General features: G+C 38.0%; 21 protein-coding genes. 13 read left to right on the top strand and 8 right to left on the bottom strand.

The window, feature by feature from the left end; all coding sequences use genetic code 11:
* The first annotated feature begins 28 nt into the window (after nt 1-28).
* Nucleotides 29-226, top strand: coding sequence for a hypothetical protein (locus tag R2800_04190; protein MEZ5016227.1), 198 nt, complete (start codon nt 29-31; stop codon nt 224-226).
* 141 nt (nt 227-367) lie between these two features.
* On the opposite strand, the gene R2800_04185 is transcribed toward R2800_04190, so the two are convergent.
* Nucleotides 368-2,674, bottom strand: a complete 2,307-nt coding sequence (locus R2800_04185; protein MEZ5016226.1) for a PKD domain-containing protein — start codon at nt 2,672-2,674, stop codon at nt 368-370.
* 180 nt (nt 2,675-2,854) lie between these two features.
* Between R2800_04185 and pth the strand changes: the two genes are divergently transcribed.
* The 3 genes from pth (at nt 2,855) to R2800_04170 (ending at nt 5,777) form a co-directional block, all read left to right on the top strand.
* On the top strand, nt 2,855-3,415 hold the full coding sequence (gene pth, locus R2800_04180; protein MEZ5016225.1) for an aminoacyl-tRNA hydrolase: 561 nt from the start codon (nt 2,855-2,857) through the stop codon (nt 3,413-3,415).
* A gap of 191 nt (nt 3,416-3,606) precedes the next feature.
* Nucleotides 3,607-5,022: an MATE family efflux transporter gene (locus R2800_04175; GenBank protein ID MEZ5016224.1), complete on the top strand. Its 1,416-nt coding sequence runs from the start codon at nt 3,607-3,609 to the stop codon at nt 5,020-5,022.
* Between the two features lie 173 nt (nt 5,023-5,195).
* Nucleotides 5,196-5,777: a hypothetical protein gene (locus tag R2800_04170; GenBank protein MEZ5016223.1), complete on the top strand. Its 582-nt coding sequence runs from the start codon at nt 5,196-5,198 to the stop codon at nt 5,775-5,777.
* A gap of 38 nt (nt 5,778-5,815) precedes the next feature.
* On the opposite strand, the gene R2800_04165 is transcribed toward R2800_04170, so the two are convergent.
* Together R2800_04165 and pruA are read right to left on the bottom strand one after the other, a co-directional pair.
* Entirely contained in the window at nt 5,816-6,151 is a 336-nt protein-coding gene (locus R2800_04165; protein MEZ5016222.1) for a hypothetical protein, read from the bottom strand.
* Nucleotides 6,152-6,165: 14 nt separating this feature from the next.
* The gene (gene pruA / locus R2800_04160; protein ID MEZ5016221.1) at nt 6,166-7,797 is read right to left on the bottom strand and encodes an L-glutamate gamma-semialdehyde dehydrogenase; all 1,632 of its coding nucleotides are present in this window, start codon (nt 7,795-7,797) and stop codon (nt 6,166-6,168) included.
* A 160-nt stretch (nt 7,798-7,957) separates the two neighbouring features.
* Between pruA and tmk the strand changes: the two genes are divergently transcribed.
* Nucleotides 7,958-8,581: a dTMP kinase gene (gene tmk / locus R2800_04155; protein MEZ5016220.1), complete on the top strand. Its 624-nt coding sequence runs from the start codon at nt 7,958-7,960 to the stop codon at nt 8,579-8,581.
* Nucleotides 8,582-8,635: 54 nt separating this feature from the next.
* Here the strand turns inward: tmk and R2800_04150 are convergent, their stop codons facing one another.
* Complete coding sequence (locus R2800_04150; protein MEZ5016219.1) at nt 8,636-9,472, bottom strand: T9SS type A sorting domain-containing protein; 837 nt, start codon at nt 9,470-9,472, stop codon at nt 8,636-8,638.
* A 28-nt stretch (nt 9,473-9,500) separates the two neighbouring features.
* A complete protein-coding gene (locus tag R2800_04145; GenBank protein MEZ5016218.1) occupies nt 9,501-10,871 on the bottom strand; it encodes a T9SS type A sorting domain-containing protein in 1,371 nt (456 codons plus the stop codon).
* A 258-nt stretch (nt 10,872-11,129) separates the two neighbouring features.
* On the opposite strand from R2800_04145, the gene rpsL reads away from it, so the two are divergent.
* The 3 genes from rpsL to R2800_04130 all read left to right on the top strand — a co-directional run bounded on the left by rpsL (nt 11,130) and on the right by R2800_04130 (nt 13,721).
* Nucleotides 11,130-11,501: a 30S ribosomal protein S12 gene (rpsL, locus tag R2800_04140; GenBank protein MEZ5016217.1), complete on the top strand. Its 372-nt coding sequence runs from the start codon at nt 11,130-11,132 to the stop codon at nt 11,499-11,501.
* A gap of 37 nt (nt 11,502-11,538) precedes the next feature.
* A complete protein-coding gene (gene rpsG / locus R2800_04135) occupies nt 11,539-12,006 on the top strand; it encodes a 30S ribosomal protein S7 (GenBank protein ID MEZ5016216.1) in 468 nt (155 codons plus the stop codon).
* 428 nt (nt 12,007-12,434) lie between these two features.
* On the top strand, nt 12,435-13,721 hold the full coding sequence (locus R2800_04130) for a toll/interleukin-1 receptor domain-containing protein (GenBank protein ID MEZ5016215.1): 1,287 nt from the start codon (nt 12,435-12,437) through the stop codon (nt 13,719-13,721).
* 766 nt (nt 13,722-14,487) lie between these two features.
* Here R2800_04130 and R2800_04125 read toward each other — a convergent pair.
* Genes R2800_04125 through R2800_04115 form a run of 3 tightly spaced genes read right to left on the bottom strand, consistent with a single transcriptional unit; the run spans nt 14,488 to nt 16,180 of the window.
* Nucleotides 14,488-14,727 (bottom strand): hypothetical protein, encoded by a 240-nt coding sequence (locus tag R2800_04125; protein MEZ5016214.1) that lies wholly within the window; start codon nt 14,725-14,727, stop codon nt 14,488-14,490.
* Nucleotides 14,728-14,775: 48 nt separating this feature from the next.
* Nucleotides 14,776-15,093 (bottom strand): hypothetical protein, encoded by a 318-nt coding sequence (locus R2800_04120; protein ID MEZ5016213.1) that lies wholly within the window; start codon nt 15,091-15,093, stop codon nt 14,776-14,778.
* Nucleotides 15,094-15,136: 43 nt separating this feature from the next.
* Nucleotides 15,137-16,180, bottom strand: coding sequence for a hypothetical protein (locus R2800_04115; protein MEZ5016212.1), 1,044 nt, complete (start codon nt 16,178-16,180; stop codon nt 15,137-15,139).
* 253 nt (nt 16,181-16,433) lie between these two features.
* On the opposite strand from R2800_04115, the gene recA reads away from it, so the two are divergent.
* From recA to R2800_04090, 5 genes are all read left to right on the top strand, one after another.
* Nucleotides 16,434-17,459: a recombinase RecA gene (recA, locus tag R2800_04110; protein MEZ5016211.1), complete on the top strand. Its 1,026-nt coding sequence runs from the start codon at nt 16,434-16,436 to the stop codon at nt 17,457-17,459.
* 241 nt (nt 17,460-17,700) lie between these two features.
* Entirely contained in the window at nt 17,701-18,294 is a 594-nt protein-coding gene (locus R2800_04105; protein MEZ5016210.1) for an RNA polymerase sigma factor, read from the top strand.
* A complete protein-coding gene (locus tag R2800_04100) occupies nt 18,295-19,599 on the top strand; it encodes a hypothetical protein (protein ID MEZ5016209.1) in 1,305 nt (434 codons plus the stop codon).
* Between the two features lie 5 nt (nt 19,600-19,604).
* Entirely contained in the window at nt 19,605-20,003 is a 399-nt protein-coding gene (locus R2800_04095; GenBank protein ID MEZ5016208.1) for a hypothetical protein, read from the top strand.
* Between the two features lie 158 nt (nt 20,004-20,161).
* Nucleotides 20,162-21,265: an Ig-like domain-containing protein gene (locus R2800_04090; protein ID MEZ5016207.1), complete on the top strand. Its 1,104-nt coding sequence runs from the start codon at nt 20,162-20,164 to the stop codon at nt 21,263-21,265.
* The last annotated feature ends 154 nt before the right edge of the window (nt 21,266-21,419 follow it).

Raw genomic sequence — 21,419 nt, 5'->3', positions numbered from 1 at the left:
AAATTATACAGCTATACAATTGATTAATATGAAAAAAGCATTGATAATATCTTCTATTATTGCAATTACAGCAACAACTTTTACTTCATGTAAGAAAAACTACGAGTGTGAGTGTGAAAAAAGTAAGGACGTAGTTGAAATGTATACTGTTAATGCATCTAACATAATAGATGCTCAAAAGAATTGTGATAAGCATGGCTTAGAAGGCGAATGCGAGATCAAATAAGCTTTAAACTAAACGACTAAAAAGCAGTATGGAAAATCCATACTGCTTTTTTTATGGAGTCATATAATGAAAATGGTAGAAACAAAAAAAGCGCATAGTTAAACTAACTATGCGCTTTAAAATATTTACTAGACTTAGGTTTTATCTGAGCATTGTTACGTTACCTTGGTAGTTTTCTCTAGTACCATTTCCAAATGTTACGTTTATCAAATAAACATATACACCTTGAGGTTGTAACTCACCATTCACTTTACCATCCCATCCTCTACCATCTGTAGCATCAGTTTCGAATATAATCTCACCCCAACGGTTGAATATCTTCATATCAAACTTACTCACATTACTTGATAGTAATTGACGAGGCAAGAAATAGTCATTCTGACCATCACCATTAGGGGTGAAGATGTTTGGTATGTTTACAAAACAGTTTTTCTTAACCTCAACAGAGTCCGTAGTCTTACAACCCTTGATATCTACAGTAAGTGCATATACACCAGGAGTACGAATCAATGCATTTGGAGTAGCATCTTTTGTAGGTGTGTTCCAAGAGAATTTAGCATCCGGATTGCTCACGTTAAATCTATCTGTGATATTAACCGGAATTCCGTTAGGACAAATAGAGGTATCTTTTCCTAGGTCAACCACAGGATAAGGGTTAACATCGATAGGTATTGTTTTAGACACTGTAGGACAAATACGGTAAGTAGCTTCTAACTGAACATTATAAGAAGTTTTAGGCTTTTCATATACGTGACGTACATTTAGTACACTTGGCAAAACAACGCCATCATCGAATGTCCATGTAAAACCTGTATTACCTTGCGGAGAATAAGTACCACTGAAGTCAATAGCATCTCCTACACAGATATTAGTTAATGAAGCTGTAAAGTCAACTGAACCTGTTGAGTCTACTACAATTGTACGTCTAGCAGTATCCTTACATCCAAGATAATCTTCTAAGAATAGAGATACGGTATAAGTACCAGGCTTGATGTAAGTATATACATCATCAAATGTTTTTCCGGTATCTCCATTGCTATAATCCCATGTATATATAGGCACAGTACCAGGAGTAACAACCGAGGTATTAGTTAACGTTATTAATGTACCCTGACAGATACTATCATCATCAACAGTAAAACCTGCAGTGATCGGGTGAACTAATTGTACAGTTTGAGTTGCAGTATCAGAACATTCACCATTCGAAGCTATAAGTGTGATAGTGAATGTACCTTGAGACGTGTAAACGTGTGTTGGACTTCTTTGAGTAGAAGAATTACCATCACCAAAAGTCCAGTTATTTATTCTAGGTTTACCCGGATCTGTGTTACCAACAGTATTATTAATCAAATTCACAGTATCAGAACCACAACCAAATGTAGAGTCTGCCTTAAAAGCTGCTACAACCGGACTGTTAATACCTGCTGTAAAGTATGTAGTATCTGAAGAACAACCATTAGTAGTTAAAGCAAACATGTACCATTGACCAGCAGCTGCAGGGGTGATCAAATTAAGTGGTAAAAAGTTATCTGTAGTAGATGCAGTTTGACCACTAGGACCACGCCATTCGAATGTACCACCACCAGGTATGTTGGTATTCATTCTTAAAGTATCATTATATCCAGGACATACAGGACCATCTTGAGTTACTGTAGGTTTGTTAGGAATATTATCAATATTTACAGTAAATGATTTAGTATAAACACAAGCACCACGTGTTGCAGTAACAGTGTAAGTACCATTCATTGTCAATTGTGCAGGTGTTCTTACAGGGTTTTGAACATTTGAAGTCCATCCATTAGGGCCTGTCCAGCTGTAGGTTGTATTAGGGAATGTATATGCATTTAGTTTCAAATCACGGAATCTACAAGCAGGAGTATCTGCCCATGCTTCAAAATCCAAATCACAGGTATCACGCTTGAACTGAAAGTCCATTACAACACCATTAGAATTTAGTTTTGTTTGATATATTCTTAAATCACTAATTGTTCCCGGACTATTCTGATAATCAATTTGAGCACCTGCTTGTATACCACTTGTAGGGATAGAGGTACTAGATAATTGACCATTTGTAGTAATAAATGCAGTAGTAGCAGCACCACAAGGACCTACATAGTTGCTTAAGTTAGCAGCAGTTAAGTTGATAGGAGTGCCACCCAAAGAAAACTCGATCGAGTCTGAACTTTGTAACTCATAAAATCTAGCTCTTGCGTGCGTTATTGCAGGTGAAAACTGGTATCTATAACCAGAAGCCCCTGCCGAACCAATATAATATGGTGCTAATCCACAAACAACAGTAGTAGTAGAAGGAGAACCGATTGGAGTTACAGTAACATTAACTCCTCCATAGTTTACGGTACCAGAAGTGTGTGTTACAAATAAGTATTGTGCATTTGCAACAGTGCCAAATGTAACTAAGAGAATCAGTAAGTATAATACTTTTCGCATTATATAGCTTTTTATTAATTAAGACTTAAAATATTCCAGAGCGCGGGTTTCAAAGTAATACCCTCTCCAAAATTAGACGAAAAATTACTCAAATAAGTTGGGTAAAGCAAATTGTTTTTTTACAGTTTGTGGTAATATTGTTCTTATTTTCGGACAAGATAAGACATTATATTAGCAGTAATGAAGTTTTTAATAGTTGGACTAGGAAATATAGGCGCAGAATATGACAGCACAAGGCATAATATCGGGTTCGATGTAGCAGATGCCTTTGTGATAAAACACGAAGGAACTTTTGCTCCTGATAGATATGCAGATGTTGCTAAATGTAAGTGGAAAGGAAGAACATTTGTAGTGGCAAAACCTACTACATACATGAATCTGAGTGGCAAAACAGTAAAATACTGGATGGAAAAAGAAAAAATTGCCTTAGAAAACATCCTAATTATAGTAGACGACCTTGCCCTACCCTTAGGCAAACTCAGAATAAGAGGAAATGGTAGTGATGCAGGACATAACGGGCTAAAACATATACAAGAAACACTACAAACAGCAAAATACCCCCGACTCAGATTTGGCATAGGAGATGATTTTCCTAAAGGCAAACAAGTAGATTTTGTATTAGGAAAATGGACCAATGAAGAACTGGAAGTATTAAAAACTAAAATACCTGATTGTGTTGATGCTATTGAAACATTTGCTACTCAAGGCATTGCAAGGGCTATGAATGCTTACAACAAATAGCTTTTTTATTACACTGAAGATAAGTTTTCAGTTTTTTTCCTTAATATTGCTCCTGCAATATCTACGTCTATGAAATACTAAGCGGGGTTTGGTTGCTCAAAACCAAATCCATAACTCCACGAGGCTTTAAATAATATCCGTCTGCAATACCGCAGACTGTATTTCATTTTATCAATTTTCAATATTTAGAAATGTCTTCACGTAGACCATTGTTGGCTCGTACAACATATATCATTCAATCATTTAAAGAAGCCCTACAGGGCAAAGAAAAAGAATACACTACAGGTAGTATCAACCGCGCCATCTTTATGTTATCAGTACCTATGGTACTGGAAATGGTGATGGAGTCACTATTTGCCGTGGTCGATGTCTTTTTTGTAGGTAAGCTAGGTGTCAATGCAGTGGCTACTGTTGGTTTGACGGAATCCGTTATCACACTAGTATATTCTGTAGCCATAGGCTTAAGCATGGCTGCAACTGCAATGGTGGCACGCCGTATAGGCGAAAAAAAGGCAGACCAAGCATCACATACCGGCATACAAGCCATATATGTAGGTATTGCTTTCAGCGCAGTAATAGGTCTATTCGGCGCCATATTTGCCAAGGACATCCTGAGGCTAATGGGTGCAGATGCCGAACTAATTGCAGAAAACTACATGTACACTCGTATTATGATGGGTAGCAATGTGGTTATCATGCTTTTATTCCTTATCAATGGAGTATTTAGAGGTGCTGGTGATGCCTCTATTGCCATGCGTTCTCTTTGGTTGGCCAACGGTATGAATATTATCCTATGCCCTACTTTGATATATGGTATTGGCCCCATACCTGCGTTAGGATTAACAGGTGCTGCCCTTGCTACTACTATTGGTAGAGGTATTGGAGTTTTATATCAATTGTATCATCTATTCAAGGGCAATGGTATTATTAGAATACTACCAAAGCACTGCCGTATAGATATACCGATCATAAAAAATGTTTTAAAAATATCAGCCGGAGGAACAGCACAGTTCTTGATCAACTCGGCTAGCTGGATATTTTTAGTACGTATTGTCTCAAGATTCGGTAGTGATGCTCTGGCTGGATATACCATAGGGATCAGGGTAATTATCTTCACCTTACTTCCTGCATTTGGTATGGCCAATGCTGCCGCTACTTTGGTAGGGCAAAACTTAGGTGCTAATCAGCCCGATCGTGCAGAAAAATCGGTCTGGAAAGCAGCCAACTACAATATGCTTTTCTTAGGAATTATTGCTGTGGTGTTTTTCACTTTTGCTACTCCTATCATTGAAATATTTACCCATAAAGAACAAGTTGTCAACTATGGCGTACAGTGTTTAAGATACATAAGCCTTGGATATATATTCTATGGCTTGGGTATGGTATTGGTGCAGTCCTTCAATGGAGCAGGTGATACTAAAACACCTACGATCATTAACATTTTTGGCTTTTGGGTATTTCAGATACCTCTGGCTTATGTATTATCCATCACCTTCGACCTTGGCCCTACAGGTGTATTTTTAGCCATTGCCATTGCTGAGAGTGTTATTGCTACCGCGGCAATAGTACTCTTCAAGAAAGGGAAATGGAAAAACACAAAAGTATAATTGATCACTATAGCTACACTTAGTGTAGTATATGTATATTTGTACGGGCTTTCAGGACGCCCGTCCCACAAAAGATGATATCACCTGCTTGTCTAAGTAATAACAACGACATATTCTTTATTAAATTTCAACCAACTAGTGGGAAGTGGTGCTTTAGAAATTTTATATAAGATATGAATCGTTTACAGGAGTTGAAGATCAAAGCTTCACTACTCAGGAAACAACTTAGGTCTCCCGAACAACAACATCAAGAAAAAGCCGCTAAGCGCTTTTTACAACTACCCTTTCATCAGTATAGCATCTTAGAAGATGTTTTGAAAGATGTAGACTTCTATCAATTAAAACATGCCTACTGGGTGCTTGCTATAGAAAACAATCATGAAACTTGGCAGCAGTATAGAGATACTATAATCAAGGAGGATTGTATGTATATAGGCAACAGTTCTGCATTTCTGAATGTTTGGTATGCTAACTACGAAGAGGCTAAACAACATCAAAACGCTCAAGGAGGATACTTGTTGCAATACCGTAAGGACTATTTCATTTGTACAGAAGAGTTAATAAAGGAACTTGACTTAGCCCTATTCAAAAAAGAATGGGAAGAGATCGGCTACGATTGGGCACAACCCAAAAGTAAAGCTGCATGGAATATTATATTCAAAGCGGCTAAGAAAAACTACTTGGCTCGATGTCAAAAAACAGCATCACCAAAAGCAGCCAGTAAAACTAAAAGACCTGACTGGTTGAATATATAATAAACATAAAAAAAGCCCCGAATGATCGGGGCTTTTAGTTATGGTTGTATTTTCTTCATGTAAATGGTATCGCCCGTAAGCCCTTCTGCAGTCACTACAGGATAATATCCATCTCGAGTGATCTCCATTTTCAACACAGGACATTTAGCAGTACTCTTTGAAGAGAAGTAGGTTTCGAAATAGCCGTTGCTGTCTACATACACTACACGCTCATCTTTTATTTTGCCCGCGAGTGCGCCATAGCTACGTATCTTAACACTATCGATGGCCTTGTTAGAGTTGTCGTCTGTGATATAACCATATGCACGGGTATTGCAATTGCTACAAGCAGCAAATACAACACTAGACAATAAAATAACTATTATACTTCTCATCCAAATAAGCTTTACTAGTCCTGTTGATGGAAAGGATAACGATAATCAGTAGGCGGCACTAAAGTTTCCTTTATCGTTCTAGCACTCAACCAACGGTAAAGGTTTAGAGAAGAACCTGCCTTATCGTTAGTACCCGATGCGCGAGCACCACCAAATGGCTGCTGTCCTACTACTGCACCTGTTGGTTTGTCATTGATATAGAAGTTACCTGCTGCATCTACCAGCTTGCGTGTCATCAACTCTGCTGCATATCTGTCTTGAGAGAAGATAGCACCTGTAAGTGCATAAGGAGAGGTCGTATTTACCAGATCCAATGTTTCTTCCCATTTATCAGCTTCGTAAGTATATATAGTCAATACAGGGCCGAATATCTCCTCACACATGGTCACATACTTAGGATCTTTAGCATCAACTATTGTAGGCTCTACAAACCAACCCAACTCCTTATCATATTTACCACCGCAGATAATTTCCGCGTCCTTACTTGCATTCACACCATCAATATACTTAGCAATATTATTGAAAGACTTCTCGTCAATAACAGCATTGATGAAGTTAGTAAAGTCATCTACCTTACCCATCTTCATTGTCTTCACCTCAGCTACTAGCTTTTCTTTGATCTCCTGAGCCAAGTTGCTTGGTAGGTAAGCACGGCTGGCAGCAGAACATTTTTGTCCTTGATACTCGAAAGCGCCTCTTGCCAAACCAGCAACAACAGCATCAACACTTGCTGATGGATGTACCATAACAAAGTCTTTACCACCTGTCTCCCCTACTATTCTTGGGTAAGTTTTGTACTTCGCAATATTGTTACCAATTGTCTTCCACATAGTTTGGAAAACGCCTGTAGAACCTGTAAAGTGTACCCCTGCAAAATCAGCATGACCGAAACAGATATCACCAACAGTTGGTCCGTCAGTATATACTATATTAATAACACCATCAGGCAGACCAGCCTCTCTTAGTATTTCTATAAATACGTTAGCGCTGTATATCTGCGTGTTAGCCGGCTTCCATACTACTACGTTACCACACATAGCAGGCGCTGTAGGTAGGTTACCACCAATAGCTGTGAAGTTGAACGGTGTAACTGCCAATACAAACCCTTCTAACGGACGGTACTCCATACGGTTGTGGATGCCATCTACAGAAAGTGGTTGCTCGTTATATATATTACTTAGGAAATGCACGTTGAAACGTAAGAAATCGATCAACTCACATGCGCTATCTATCTCTGCTTGGAAAGCATTTTTACTCTGCCCCAACATTGTAGCCGCATTCATTTTGTAGCGGTACTTTGTAGCTAGTAGATCGGCTGCCTTCATAAATATTGCTGCACGGTGCTCCCAAGGGGTTGCTGCCCATTTTTTACGAGCTGCCAATGCTGCATCAATAGCCTGCTGTACATGCTCACCAGTACCAGCATGCATATACCCTAACAGGTGTTTGGTTTCATGCGGTGGGCGAATTTCTTTCTTATCACCTGTACGCACCTCTTTACCATTAATAAACATAGGTATGTCTACCTCTTTCGATTTTAGCTCGGCTACTGCATCTTGCAAAGCTGCACGCTCTGGGCTACCCGGAGCATAGCTCAATACCGGTTCGTTCAATGGTTCCTCAAAATGGAAATACGCGTTATGCATTTATATCTATTTATATGAATTAAAAATGTGGGGCAAAAATAACCAATTCAGCTATTTATCAGAGTGATATTTGTTACAATAGTATAATTGTGCATTATCTAAGCACAAAGCAGACAATTTTTCTACTTTTGGTACTTAATAATAATAACAAGAGCAATAGATGGCAAAAAAGGGCAAATTCTTTGTATTCGAAGGGATAGACGGTAGCGGCAAAAGCACACAAATAGAACTATTATCTCAAAAACTACAAGACGAAGGACATAAGGTATATAGCACTTGTGAGCCTACCGATGGTCAAATTGGCAAGTTCATCCGTAGTATATTAAAAGGTGAAAATAAAACCGATGAGCAAACCATAGCTGCACTATTTCTTGCCGACAGGCTGGATCATCTACACAATGAGGAGAACGGCCTACTTAAAAAGATAGAAGAAGGCTATATCATCATCTGCGACAGGTATTATTTCAGCTCCTATGCTTATCATAGCGCACATGTACCGTTAGACTGGGTAATAAAAGCCAACTCTTTGCCTGCCAACCTTTTAAAGCCTGACCTAAACATATTTCTAGACCTAGCCCCTGAAAAAAGCATGGAACGCATCACTAAAGGGCGCGAAAAGCTGGAACTGTTTGAGAATCTGGATAGGCTAACCACTACACGTAAACAATTCTTTCATGCTTTTGAGGTATTGAAAGAAGAAGAAAATGTGGCGGTGATAAATGCAGACAATCCTGTAGACACAATAGCTACAGAGGTATGGCTTGCAGTACAACCATTACTATAAATAGCAAAGCCCTCCCATAGGAAGAGCCTTTACATATTGTTTATATTAGTTTTACTATCTGCTTATCACAAGTTTTTGTGCTTCACTACTACCTGCCTGTACTATATGTATATAATAAGTACCATTGCTTAAGGTTGTTGTATTTACCTCCAGTTGCTTCCCTGTCCACTTATAAGTGACACTAGACATTTGCCTGCCTGTTATGTCATATACATAAATAGCAGCACTTCCAGCAGTCCCCGTTGTTATATACACCCTATCTTGAGCCGGATTGGGATAAAGAACTACCGCTCTATCCTGTTCATATTGAGCAATAGACAAGGTAGATGGGTCTGAGATACGTATACTATCCAACAGTAAATAGCCACCATTATCAACGTAAGCACCGAAAGCAAACCTTATATTGCTATTGCCTGATAGGCTGCTAAGGTCATAAGTTGCTACTTCCCATTTGACATTCTTTTTGTCTAGTGGCGGGAAAAAATCTTCAGTACTAGCTATAATGCTATCTACCCCCCATAAGCCCCAAGTGTTAAGTCTACTCCACCCATTACCAATATTGTAATGCAAATGCAACTGTGGCACAGCAAAGTTTTTACGTACTGTAGCTACTTTAAAGGACAGTACAGGTTTGTTGATCTTTGTCAAATCAATAGCTACGGTCTCTATAGAACCGCTATCCAAACCAAAAGTATCATCCTTATCCACATAAGCACAACCCGTGTTATTAGCCCCCAAGCTATCACTGTGCTTCCATTCCACACCATGTGTAGCATCTATGGTCCAGCTACTAGGCAATGCTGTGTCAAAGTCCTCTACAAATATGGTTTGCGCTGTAGCTACCACAATATTAAGCGTTGCAACAAGTGTTATATATATTATCTTTTTCATGCTTGTATTTTTATTCTACTATAACACTCTATTTATTAATAAAGAACTGCTTAGTAGCCACAACACCTTCTTGTTCTATATATATATAATAAGCACCACTACTTAAAGAAGTAGTATTGACCTCTAATCGCTGCCCTGTTCTCTCATAAGTGACACTAGACATCTGCCTGCCTGTTATGTCATATACATAGGCACTTACCCCTTTATCATTCTGCATATCTATATATATGCTGTTTTGTGCGGGATTAGGATATAATCTATACTGACTAGCATTCTCTATTGTAGCAACTGTTGTAGTAGCCGTATCATCAAAAAAGCGAACATTGTCTATATATAATATATTACCGTTTTGAGATTTGCACTCCAGCGCAAACCTTATTTCTTGATTACTACTTAAAGATGAGATATCTATAGTCTTGGTTAGCCATTCTCTATTAGTAGGCACAAAGGCTACCGATTTATTGGGAGCCGTTCTTAATTTGTTTTCTTTGAAACTATCCAGCACTATCCAAGTACCATTATTACCAACCTGGTACGAGATACGTAGCTCATCCGAAGGCTTACCAGCACGCTGGGTGTAGGCATACTCAAAAGCAAGCGTAGGCTTAGCGGCGGTAGACAAGTTGAGCCAAACTGTACTCAACCCATAAAAACTACCAGATACATTAAGGGAAAAATTATCAAAGAAAGCACTTGAAGTACTATTAAAAGCCCCTACAGCAACACTTCTTTGCCAATCGGTATTCTTATCAGTACCTGTTCTATCCCAGTCTTGAGGAAAAAAGGCATTCCCTTCAAAGTCTTGAGTATAAGGCAAGGCATATATTTTCTTGTCGTGTATCCACAGATCGTCCAGCAATAGCCACCCTCCATTTAGACAATCTGCCTCGAAAGCAAAGCGAATATTGGTATTGCCTGCCACCTTAGCCAGGTCGAAAACCACATCTTGCCATTCCACACAGCCATTATTATTGGGGAAGCAAGGCCCCGTAGTGTTAATGATATTATCCGTATTCCACTCGCCCCAAGAGGATAGTTTCTGCCAAGCGCCACCGGCTACTGAATAATATATATATAGATTGGGCGACATAAAGTTGTTACGAATAGAAGCAACCTTAAAAGATAATGTAGGCTTGGGAACGGTAGTGAGATTAAAACTTGTCGTTATCAACTTACCCTTGGTACCGCCAGAGGAACTAGATTGATCTACCATAGCACAGCCTGAGCCACCAGTGCCTAAACTCCCATTGTGTGCCCATGTAGCCCCTGCCGAAGCATCAATCGTCCACCCCGCGGGAAGTGAGCTATTAAAATTGGTTGAAAAAATAGTTTGCCCGTAACACTGCTCACTCAAGGAAGAACATATAGCTAATAAGCTGAATAGTAATACTTTGCGCATATATAATGATTTAGTAATTGATCAAATAAGCTTGTAAGGGGTATCAACAACTAAGACTTCATCGTTTTGCCATACAAACATAACTTATTGATAAAAAACGCAGTTATACATATGCGGGTATTAATTGTACTTTTGAATATTTATAAGCTCCCGATGGGAGAAAATATCTATTTCAAATAAATTATTGTTTAATTTTTGTTTGATAATAAGAATATGTTTACCTTCGCACTCCATTAAAATTTCTATTAACAGGAGCAAATGCCTACAATACAACAATTAGTACGTAAGGGTCGTAAACAAATCGTTACAAAGTCTAAGTCCCGTGCTTTGGACGCATGTCCACAACGTCGTGGTGTATGTACTCGTGTATACACAACCACTCCGAAGAAACCGAACTCAGCACTACGTAAAGTGGCTAAGGTTCGTTTAACTAACAAGATCGAGGTTATCGCATATATTCCGGGTGAGGGTCACAACTTACAAGAGCACTCTATCGTTTTGATACGTGGTGGTCGTGTTAAAGACTTACCAGGTGTACGTTATCACATCGTTCGTGGTGCTTTAGATACTGCGGGTGTGAAAGATCGTAAACAAAGCCGTTCTAAATACGGTACTAAGAGAGCAAAATAAATTAAATAACAACTAATATAAAAGCCAATCTTTAACGATGAGGAAGGCACAAGCTAAGAAATTACCTTTAGCACCAGATCCAAAATTTAACGACAAGCAAGTAACACGCTTTGTAAACTGCCTAATGCAAGGTGGTAACAAAAGCATCGTTCTTCGTTCTTTCTACGATGCATTAGACAAAGTAGAGAAAATGACTGGCGAGAGTGGATATGAGACTTGGAAGAAGGCGTTAGTAAACGTTACTCCAGCAGTTGAGGTACGTAGCCGTCGTATTGGTGGTGCTACATTCCAAATACCTGCAGAGGTTCGTCCTGACCGTAAAATATCTCTAAGCATGAAATGGTTGATCCGTTTCAGCCGTGAGCGTAATGGTCGTACGATTGCTGATAAATTAGCTAACGAGATCGTAGCAGCTAGTAAAGGTGAAGGTGGTGCAGTGAAGAGAAAAGAAGATACACACCGTATGGCAGACGCGAACAAAGCGTTCTCTCACTTCAGAATCTAAGTACAACAATACTTTATATATCAAAGCCTGCTCTACTCGAGTGGGCTTTTTTGTGTGCTTACTACCCTGCTGTATCGTTTGTATCACTGTATCGTTCGTATCGCTGTATCGTTTGTATCGTTGTATCGTTGTATCGTTGTATCGTTGTATCGTTTGTATCGTTGTATCACTGTATCTTTATAATAAAATTACCTGTAACCCTAAACTGGTTTAAGAATCTCGAGATATAAGTGTTGTGGCGAGATGCTGGAATATATTCAGCATGACTCATATTATATACCCCTGTAACGGATGTAATGATACAAAACCATTCACTCTCCCGTCATTGCGAGCGAAGCGTGGCAATCTCGTAACAATAAGAAAAGAGGGTGTTTTCACGGGGTTGTACTAATGTAAGTGTAATAGTACTTTACAGTACAAATACACCTATGGAAAAGAAGAATTATAATGAGGAGTTTTTAGAATTATTGAAAAAAAATAATAACAGTAATTCTTATTCAAATAGGCAACTAAATAACAATGGAACAAAAATAACGATAAGTGGGATTACAATAGAAGAGCATATTATTATAGATAAATCAATTGGTGATATAGAATTTACAGCTTGTACATTTAAAGATGTGAAATTTCATAATTGTGGTCTAAGCGAAACAAGCTTTACCATATGTAATTTTTATAATTGTGCTTTTTATACATCATACTTTGAATATGTAAACTTTACATCATGTTATATAATTAATACAAGAATTGATAGTTGTCAATTTGATAAATGTACATTCTCTGACACAATTATCACTGAAAGTTATAAATTCAGTAATTCAGAACTTAACAGAATTTATAATGCTATTAATTTTACCAGTTTTAACGAGTGTAACTATTATCAGACTTCAATAATAGATGCTGAAATATTTAACACAAATTTTGTTGGTATTAATAAAGAAGTCCTTCCCGTATTAACAGAATTAACAATTAGAAGGACAAGATTAACTAAAAATGTATTCTCAGATATAGACCTAACAGATTCTGTACTTACTGAATGTGAAATAATAAACACATCATTTATAAATACATTATTAACTCAAAAAACATTAAATAATATAAAACAAACAGAGAATAGTAGTTGCTTCATTGATTTACAAACCATACTTAAAAGCGACATCAACGAAGAAACGTTTAAACTATTCGGCGTACATGGGTTTGACCCAAAAGGTTATATAAAAGACTTAGTAACAGAAATGAAGTTTCAATCAGTATTTATCTCCTATAGCTTTGAAGACAAAGAATTTGCCAGAGCATTGAGCCATATACTTATGACAAGAGGTATTAAGTCCTTCTTCTGGGAGCGTGATGCACCTGGAGGCAGAAGGCTTAAGAAGATAATGTATGAGAATATACATAGCCACGATAGGCTACTATTCATAGCTTCTAAGAACTCTCTTAAATCAGAAGCTTGCCACTACGAGCTCAACGAAGCCAGAGAGAAGCAGAATAAGGAATGGAAGGATATATACTTCCCTATACATATTGATAGCTACTTGTTTGAAGTACACAAAGAAGATATACCACGTAAACACAGAGATGCCTTTTGGGAGAATATAGAAGAGGTTAAGGAGTTTAACTCCAAAGACTTTAGCAGCTTCAAAACCAAAGAAGATTATAAGTCAAAAGAGTTTGAAGAAGCTGTAGTGCAACTAATAAAAGACCTAAAACTGTAACGATACAGCGATACAAACGATACAGTACTATCAAGGCTTGTCATGTCGAACCTTGTGTGAGACATCTCCCTAGCAACTACGGGCAGCTTACCTACCCATTAAGGATATATTTCGCATGGCTCAATATGACATACTACTATTTAGCATCACAAAGACTGCCACGATACAGTGATACAAACGATACAGTACAATCAATGCTTGTCATGTCGAACCTTCTGTGAGACATCTCCCTAGCAACTACGGACAGCTTACCTACCCATTGAGGAGGTATTTCGCATGGCTCAATATGACATACTACTATTTAGCTTCACACAGACAGTAGTGATACAGCGATACAAACGATACAGTACTATCAAGGCTTGTCATGTCAAACCTTGTGTGAGACATCTCCCTAGCAACTACGGGCAGCTCACCTACCCATTAAGGAGATATTTCGCATGGCTCAAAATGACATACTACTATTTAGCTTCACACAGACTGCCACGATACAGCGATACGAACGATACAGTACAATCAATGCTTGGCAGCACAGTAGTACCTAGCCGTATCTATGCGGCAACGAAAATTTGGCTGTACTAAATTTTCGAGTCTTTTCTTTCGTTCTTTCTTTGGACGAGCAAAGAAAGGACAATACTAAACATAGCAGATAGATTTCTTACCATAAAGGGATTCGAAATGACGAACGGTTATTAAACCATAACACACACTTCTTGAGACTGCTTCGTAAGCTCGCAGTGACGAATATCTACTGTAACGAACCAGTAACCTATAACACCACTTCTTTTATATAATAACCAATAAGTACAAGCCCTACTATCACAAATCCAATAGCATACATGCGTAGTTGTGTGCCCGACTTATAAAGCTGGCTGGCCAAGCGTGTATCTCCTTGCTTTTCCTTACTTATTTCGGCAGCTTCATTGTCATAAGCCGAGCCTTGCCTGAATAGAAATATACTAGCCAACAAGGCTACAATACCTAATATGATCAATAGAATGGAACTCATGGCGTATATAGTAGTTTAAATAAATATACGAAAACTACAGCATATGCTTTACCAGTGCAGTTGCCCTTTATAGACAACTACGCCTATTATTGTAAGTATCAGCACAAGTGCCAGCACCCAAATATGCTCTACCGGCACAAAGAAAAAACTAGGCTTAGCCTTAGGGCTTGGCATACCGTGCTGCTCCTCCCACGCCAAGCGCTGACGGCGCCAACGCCTACCCAAAACAGTACAAATAGTTCCACTTATCATTAGCGTAATAACTGCATTATCCGCCCCTTTCAAGTTAAACGCCAAACCATTTACGGCAGCTGTAGCCATCCATACTAAAGGCACTACTACCCCCTTTCCTGAAAATATGAGCATAAATGCTTTTTTCCTCTAAAATAGGAATTGTAGTTAATACCTATCAGTCGCAAGACATCCATGGGCCAACAGTAATTGTAGTAGCTCCTGTAAAATAGAAACGAGGCGCCCATCGCGTTCCTGTTTGCCCTAGCTGTATGCCATCACAGTCCCTACCTGTAGCTTTTACCCATTTCACTCTCATGGTATCTGTCTCCACAGTTGTCCATGAAAAATACCCCAAACATTCTGGTGCTACCCTATCTACACAATACAGATATGTACGCCCCCTTGTAGTTATTTTCACCATACCCGAATCAGCACTTGGTGCTCTTCTGTTGTTTACAACACATTTCTTTATCCCTCTGAATTGGGCAAATATCTGCTCTGCCTTAGTGGTAATATTTCTACCAGGAAGCCTTTTAGAAAATATCGGAGCGTCTAAAAAGCCTGTACCCTCAGGCGTAGGCAGTGGCATATATGGGTAAGCATCCTTCATGCTATCGTTGGGAGATACTTTGCGCAATAGCCTTTCGCCATTGCTCTTTCTTCGCTTATTAGTCGTGTCCACCCATTTTTTTTGATAGTCCTTATTCCATTTATCGAAGTTAAAAGGCAGCCCTGTACTAGCCTTCACCTTGCCTTTATAGGTCATCTTACGATACCTGCCACCATAAGTAGACACCTCAATGCTTGGATTTACAAAAGAGAACCATCGTGTTCTATCACAGCCAGAGTCGGGCTCATACACCGCATACACAAAAGTAGTGCGATAGTTAGGACTATCTATTACAAACGTGCCTCTCAATACCCTACCTTGTATAGCTCTTCTATGGTGTGTACCTGAATCTTTTACTTTTCTAATAAATATACCCGTATCTGGGTCATTAGGCACCCTGATATACATTACCTCATAATTCGGACTATTGTAATCAACTGCTGTATTGTTATATAGCGACGCCGTATCGTTACTTTGATACACTACATTTTCTTCATAGTTAGTAGCAGTATCTGTCGGGTTGCAACTATCGCAAGAAGACATAGCAATAGATAGCAGTAATGGTATGATGAGGAACAATAAATACTTGATAGACCAATGTTTTTTCATGACGTATTGTTTATGGTTGATACACAATATCACAAATCACATTATACAATTACATAATTCATTGAGTTATTTCTGCATAAACTGATTACCCACTATTGTTAGTAAAAACCTTGACGAAAGGGCTGTATTTGCTGTAATTTAGATAATAGAGAAAATATTTTTAAACAAAAGTATAAACATTTGTACAGCTTGTTCAAAAAAGTTGTATGTTTGACCAATAATTACAAAAACTAACACTTAAAATACATTTAGCATGGCAGCAGATGACAAAATGAAAGTATTAAAGCTCGCTCTAGACAAGATCGAGAAGGATTATGGCAAAGGCTCGGTTATGATGCTGGGCGATAAGCAACAGGTAAATATTGAGACAATTAGCACAGGGTCATTAGGGTTGGATGTGGCCTTAGGTGTAGGCGGCTTCCCTAGAGGGCGTATCATAGAGATATATGGACCGGAATCTTCAGGTAAAACAACCATAGCTATACATACCATAGCCGAAGCGCAGAAGAAAGGCGGTATTTGTGCTATTATAGATGCAGAACACGCTTTTGATGCCAGCTATGCACGAAAACTAGGCGTAGATGTAGATAATCTTATCGTATCTCAACCAGACTATGGAGAGCAGGCATTGGAGATCGCAGACCGTCTAATCTCTTCAGGAGCACTAGATGTGGTTGTGGTAGACTCTGTAGCAGCACTAGTACCTAAAGGCGAGTTGGAAGGCGAAATGGGCGACAGCAAAATGGGCTTGCAAGCAAGACTAATGAGCCAGGCGCTACGTAAGCTTACTGCCACTATCAACCGTACAGGCTGTTGCTGTATCTTCATCAACCAACTTCGTGAAAAAATTGGTGTCATGTTCGGTAATCCAGAAACAACTACCGGAGGTAATGCCCTGAAGTTCTACTCTTCAGTACGTTTAGACATCCGCAGAATAGCACAGATTAAAGATGGTGACATTGCCAGCGGTAACCGCACAAGAGTAAAAGTGGTGAAAAATAAAGTAGCTCCTCCATTCCGCATCGTAGAGTTTGATATTATCTATGGTAATGGTATTAGCAAAGTGGGCGAAATTATTGACATGGGTGTAGATCTAGGCATCTTAAACAAGAGCGGTTCTTGGTTTAGCTACGGAGATAGCAAGATAGGACAAGGTCGTGAAGCAGTAAAAACCTTCTTGAAAGACAACCCTGAGGTAATGGAAGAAGTAGAAGCTAAAATACGTGAGCAGCTACAACCTGCCGAGGAAATAGACACAAAAGTAAAGGCCGAAGCATAGGCTAAGCAAAAAATATAGAACGATAAAAAGCTGCACAGTTGTGCAGCTTTTTTTATATAGCACATTCTACCTTACTGTGACATATATATTCATAAAATATAACAGTTTTACTTACAGTTAAAGTGCAATTCAAATGGTGTAAATAAAAATATACCACACCTCCTAACATCATACATACTATTTACGTTACTCCATTTATGGAGTAGAATACTCATAAGTCTATACTAACAGGTAGATGTATTTGGCAGGAAACACTGATATTATTAAAAAATTGGGTTTAGACACTAGAGATACGGAAACAGACTCTGTAGTTTTCTTAATACAAAACTGTATTGAAGGTGACTTAAAAGCTCAACGACTGCTGTACGAGCAATACGCTCCTTTTTTAAAAGGGGTGATCGTAAGGTATATATCTGACACCGAGACCGTAAAAGACCTACTTAACGACATTTTCAGCAAAATATTCATCAAGCTAGATAAATATAAACCCACCGGTGCCTTCAAAGCATGGATACGTACCATAGCTGTGAATACGATCATTGATCATGTTCGTAAAAACATGAAGCATAAGGATACACATTATATAGACTACACAGAACAGGATGTATACGTACCTGATGACATCAACGGCAAAATTGCATATAAAGAGCTATTGCAACTAATACAGGACTTGCCCGATACTCAAAAAACAGTTTTTAATTTATTTGTATTTGAAAACCTAACACATAAAGAAATATCTACGTTACTTACTATAACCGAGAATAATAGTAGGTGGTACTTAAGTGATGCAAGGAAAAGACTTAAAGAAAAACTTGAAAGGCTAATGCCTAAATAAATGAATAACGACAAAAAACATATTGACGACTTTTTCAAAGAAGAGCTAGACAACCACACTGAGCCAATTACCAGTGAGGAATTTAGCCTTTTTGAAGAAACGATAGGCGCTAATAAGAAACGTCGGTTCATCAACCCTAAGTACTTAAAATGGCTGCCTTACTTAGCAGGGCTTTCGGCTGCTGCTGCTGTAGGTTATGTAGCCACACCTCTATTTAGTAATAAGACCGTAATTGACAAACCTGTTGTGACCACTAAAAAAGTGATCTATAAAAAACAAGAACAACAACTAAACAAAATACCTACTAACAGCATAGACAGTTTCTTAACTATACCTACGACATCTATTAACCCTCAACAACAAAATGCACCAATTACGAATAACGCTATACAATTAAACCTAGCAAAGCTTACTACTAATACATCTATAAACCTACTTAGAGCAGAGCTAAAACAAGACAATAAACTGAATAATACAAGTAAAAATGTACAGGGACTTTTAGCCACAAACAGCTATTCACCCAACAGCATCAAAAATCTCATCCCGACCGATGAAAAAGGAAATATTGATATAACCTTCAGTTTAGGCGCAGAAACTAACACCGGATTTACCGGTATCAATACTACGATCGCATCCTTGCAATTAAGATATAGAGTAGCACCAAAACTTTATGTAGGCATTAGTCCAGGCTTTAAGTTTGGCAATATCAATCAGATATCCTTACCTGAACGATTAACTTTTTACAATACACCTTACTATAATGTAGACATCAATCAAAACTCCAATATACCAAACACCTACGACTATCATTATACAGAGATATACGATTCGATAGACGCCAAATATGCTTTAAATAGAAACATGTGGGATATAGAATTACCTATATTTTGGGAATATGCTTTTTCTAAAAAAGTATCGCTTGTTGCCGGTATAAATTTTGTTTACGGCAAACTACCTCAAATCACTAAGAAGGAAACCAGATATACTAAAATATACCAAGACTCTCTTTTAGAAGTACCTTTCATATTCCCTCAAAACAACAATGGAATTGTATTGTTTGAACCAAAATGCAATTGCATATCGGACAATGATGATGATTATAAAAATCCTACTGACTTCAAGTTAAGAACAGGATACACCTTAGGTGTAAACTTTAGGCCTATAGACAAAATGCTGCTCAATATATCTATATACCAAAACTCATCAGACTTAAGTTATATCCCCAACCCCGACATAAGAGACGCCTACAATGCTACGAGACTTCGATTCTCATTAGGTTATAAAATTAATCGTACTCATAAATAAAGGCTATGCAAAAAACACTACGATCAAATTTGTTGCTGTTACTTATAACAACAACACTCTTGTCTTGCGAAAAGGGAACAGATATCATCTGTAAGATCACGAACAACTCGTCAGAAAAAATAACGGTCAAAACATACTCTAACTACTTAGTTCCCAATCAAGTTATTGAAACTATTATTGACAAGCAGGAAACAAAAGATATATATACTAACAGTAGACAAATTGGAGGTTTTCATGAAACAACAACCATTAATAATGTCATTGATTCCATTACTGCAAAAACAGAAACTGGAAAAACATTGATAAAATATTATAACAATGAAGGAGACTGGACCAAGGAGATAGACAAGAAAAAACAGACAATAGTATTTACAGCAATCATCAATGACATTACATTAAAGTAAGCTTTGTTTTCATATAGTGTTAGGTTTTACAGCTTCAAGTATTACTTGAGGCTGTTTTTATATAATGTGGATTGTCATTTTATTGTTATCAAAAAAAACTTTTACTCACGGATGAATAGTAGCAGTCGTTATTAAAAGCATAACAAACAAATTTATAAATGAAAAAAGCGCTACTACTAACGACACTTATCTTATCGGCATTCATTTCAAATGCTTGTATAAAGCACACAGACTTAAAACCTGACTCCACAATTAAAATGGACGGCACAACAATGTTTGGCCAAGGAGGAGGTGTAGACTTTGACAATGATGGAAACATCGACTGTTCCTTTACCTGGTATTGGTTTTCGGGAGGAATGGGTTTTGGTGGTTGGCAAATGACAATTAATGCCAACGACTCTACAACAAAATATATAGTTACAGGTAAAGACACTTTACAATTTGGTGAAAGAATAGTTACCCCATTAAGTCAGGGCAAGAGTATAGATGCAACAGACAATTGGGCATACAGCCAATTTGGATGTGCATTGGCAGACAGCACAAAACTGAACTTTTCAGGATTGGGAGATAAATATATCGGTGTACAATTTACTATAAACAACAAGGTGCATTATGGATGGATATTAGTATCATTTGATAGTTCGGCTACGAATAGACAATTAGACATTAAGTCTTTTGCATACAATACGTCTCCGGGCTTGGGTATAGTAGCCGGCGATACAGGTACAGCTATTGACACCATAGTTGTATTTGGCAAAGGTGGTCAGGACACGTTAATTAATAGTAACACATTACAAATGGAAACGACCATAACACCTACGGCAGCCTATAACAAAGAGCTGGAGTGGAAAGTAGATGACACAACTCTAGCCAGCATATCTGCAACAGGGTTATTAACTGCTAAAAAAGTAGGTAAGGTAAAAGTAACAGTAACGGATAGTTGTTCCGGCAAAACAGATGACACTACTATTACAATCAAGCCACTGCCCGTAGGCATAACAAAAGAAAAAATAATGAGCAGTACAACAATAAAAATATACCCTAACCCCGTTAATGATATATTATACCTAGAGAAAGAATCTGGAATAAATTACAAAACGGCTATACTTCATAGTATAGAAGGCAAACAATTAAAAGCATATACATTCGAACAAGACAATCTGGAAATAAACATGAAAGAATTACCATCGGGTTTATACTTCATGGTATTAGTGAATACTAATACTGATCTCAGAGAGGTTGTCCGAATTACAAAGAGATAACACGCTTGTTAACGAGTTGTTAATGCAGCATTGGATATGCATTACATCTATCCAATGCTGTAATTTTTGTACTACTTCACCCGACCATATACACCCTGCAAATAAAAAATATAAAGCACGCTGTTAAGGGACTAAAAGACTAATCAAGTCATAA

The sequence above is a fragment of the Flavipsychrobacter sp. genome (assembly GCA_041392855.1).
Taxonomy (GTDB): domain Bacteria; phylum Bacteroidota; class Bacteroidia; order Chitinophagales; family Chitinophagaceae; genus UBA5543.
This window is presented reverse-complemented; position numbering and strand designations above follow the sequence as displayed.

Excerpts from the sequence above, each read along its gene's own strand:
- R2800_04190 (MEZ5016227.1), top strand. The coding sequence starts at position 29 with ATGAAAAAAGCATTGATAATATCTTCTATTATTGCAATTACAGCAACA.
- R2800_04185 (MEZ5016226.1), bottom strand. The coding sequence starts at position 2,674 with ATGCGAAAAGTATTATACTTACTGATTCTCTTAGTTACATTTGGCACT.
- pth (MEZ5016225.1), top strand. The coding sequence starts at position 2,855 with ATGAAGTTTTTAATAGTTGGACTAGGAAATATAGGCGCAGAATATGAC.
- R2800_04175 (MEZ5016224.1), top strand. The coding sequence starts at position 3,607 with ATGTCTTCACGTAGACCATTGTTGGCTCGTACAACATATATCATTCAA.
- R2800_04170 (MEZ5016223.1), top strand. The coding sequence starts at position 5,196 with ATGAATCGTTTACAGGAGTTGAAGATCAAAGCTTCACTACTCAGGAAA.
- R2800_04165 (MEZ5016222.1), bottom strand. The coding sequence starts at position 6,151 with ATGAGAAGTATAATAGTTATTTTATTGTCTAGTGTTGTATTTGCTGCT.
- pruA (MEZ5016221.1), bottom strand. The coding sequence starts at position 7,797 with ATGCATAACGCGTATTTCCATTTTGAGGAACCATTGAACGAACCGGTA.
- tmk (MEZ5016220.1), top strand. The coding sequence starts at position 7,958 with ATGGCAAAAAAGGGCAAATTCTTTGTATTCGAAGGGATAGACGGTAGC.
- R2800_04150 (MEZ5016219.1), bottom strand. The coding sequence starts at position 9,472 with ATGAAAAAGATAATATATATAACACTTGTTGCAACGCTTAATATTGTG.
- R2800_04145 (MEZ5016218.1), bottom strand. The coding sequence starts at position 10,871 with ATGCGCAAAGTATTACTATTCAGCTTATTAGCTATATGTTCTTCCTTG.
- rpsL (MEZ5016217.1), top strand. The coding sequence starts at position 11,130 with ATGCCTACAATACAACAATTAGTACGTAAGGGTCGTAAACAAATCGTT.
- rpsG (MEZ5016216.1), top strand. The coding sequence starts at position 11,539 with ATGAGGAAGGCACAAGCTAAGAAATTACCTTTAGCACCAGATCCAAAA.
- R2800_04130 (MEZ5016215.1), top strand. The coding sequence starts at position 12,435 with ATGGAAAAGAAGAATTATAATGAGGAGTTTTTAGAATTATTGAAAAAA.
- R2800_04125 (MEZ5016214.1), bottom strand. The coding sequence starts at position 14,727 with ATGAGTTCCATTCTATTGATCATATTAGGTATTGTAGCCTTGTTGGCT.
- R2800_04120 (MEZ5016213.1), bottom strand. The coding sequence starts at position 15,093 with ATGCTCATATTTTCAGGAAAGGGGGTAGTAGTGCCTTTAGTATGGATG.
- R2800_04115 (MEZ5016212.1), bottom strand. The coding sequence starts at position 16,180 with ATGAAAAAACATTGGTCTATCAAGTATTTATTGTTCCTCATCATACCA.
- recA (MEZ5016211.1), top strand. The coding sequence starts at position 16,434 with ATGGCAGCAGATGACAAAATGAAAGTATTAAAGCTCGCTCTAGACAAG.
- R2800_04100 (MEZ5016209.1), top strand. The coding sequence starts at position 18,295 with ATGAATAACGACAAAAAACATATTGACGACTTTTTCAAAGAAGAGCTA.
- R2800_04095 (MEZ5016208.1), top strand. The coding sequence starts at position 19,605 with ATGCAAAAAACACTACGATCAAATTTGTTGCTGTTACTTATAACAACA.
- R2800_04090 (MEZ5016207.1), top strand. The coding sequence starts at position 20,162 with ATGAAAAAAGCGCTACTACTAACGACACTTATCTTATCGGCATTCATT.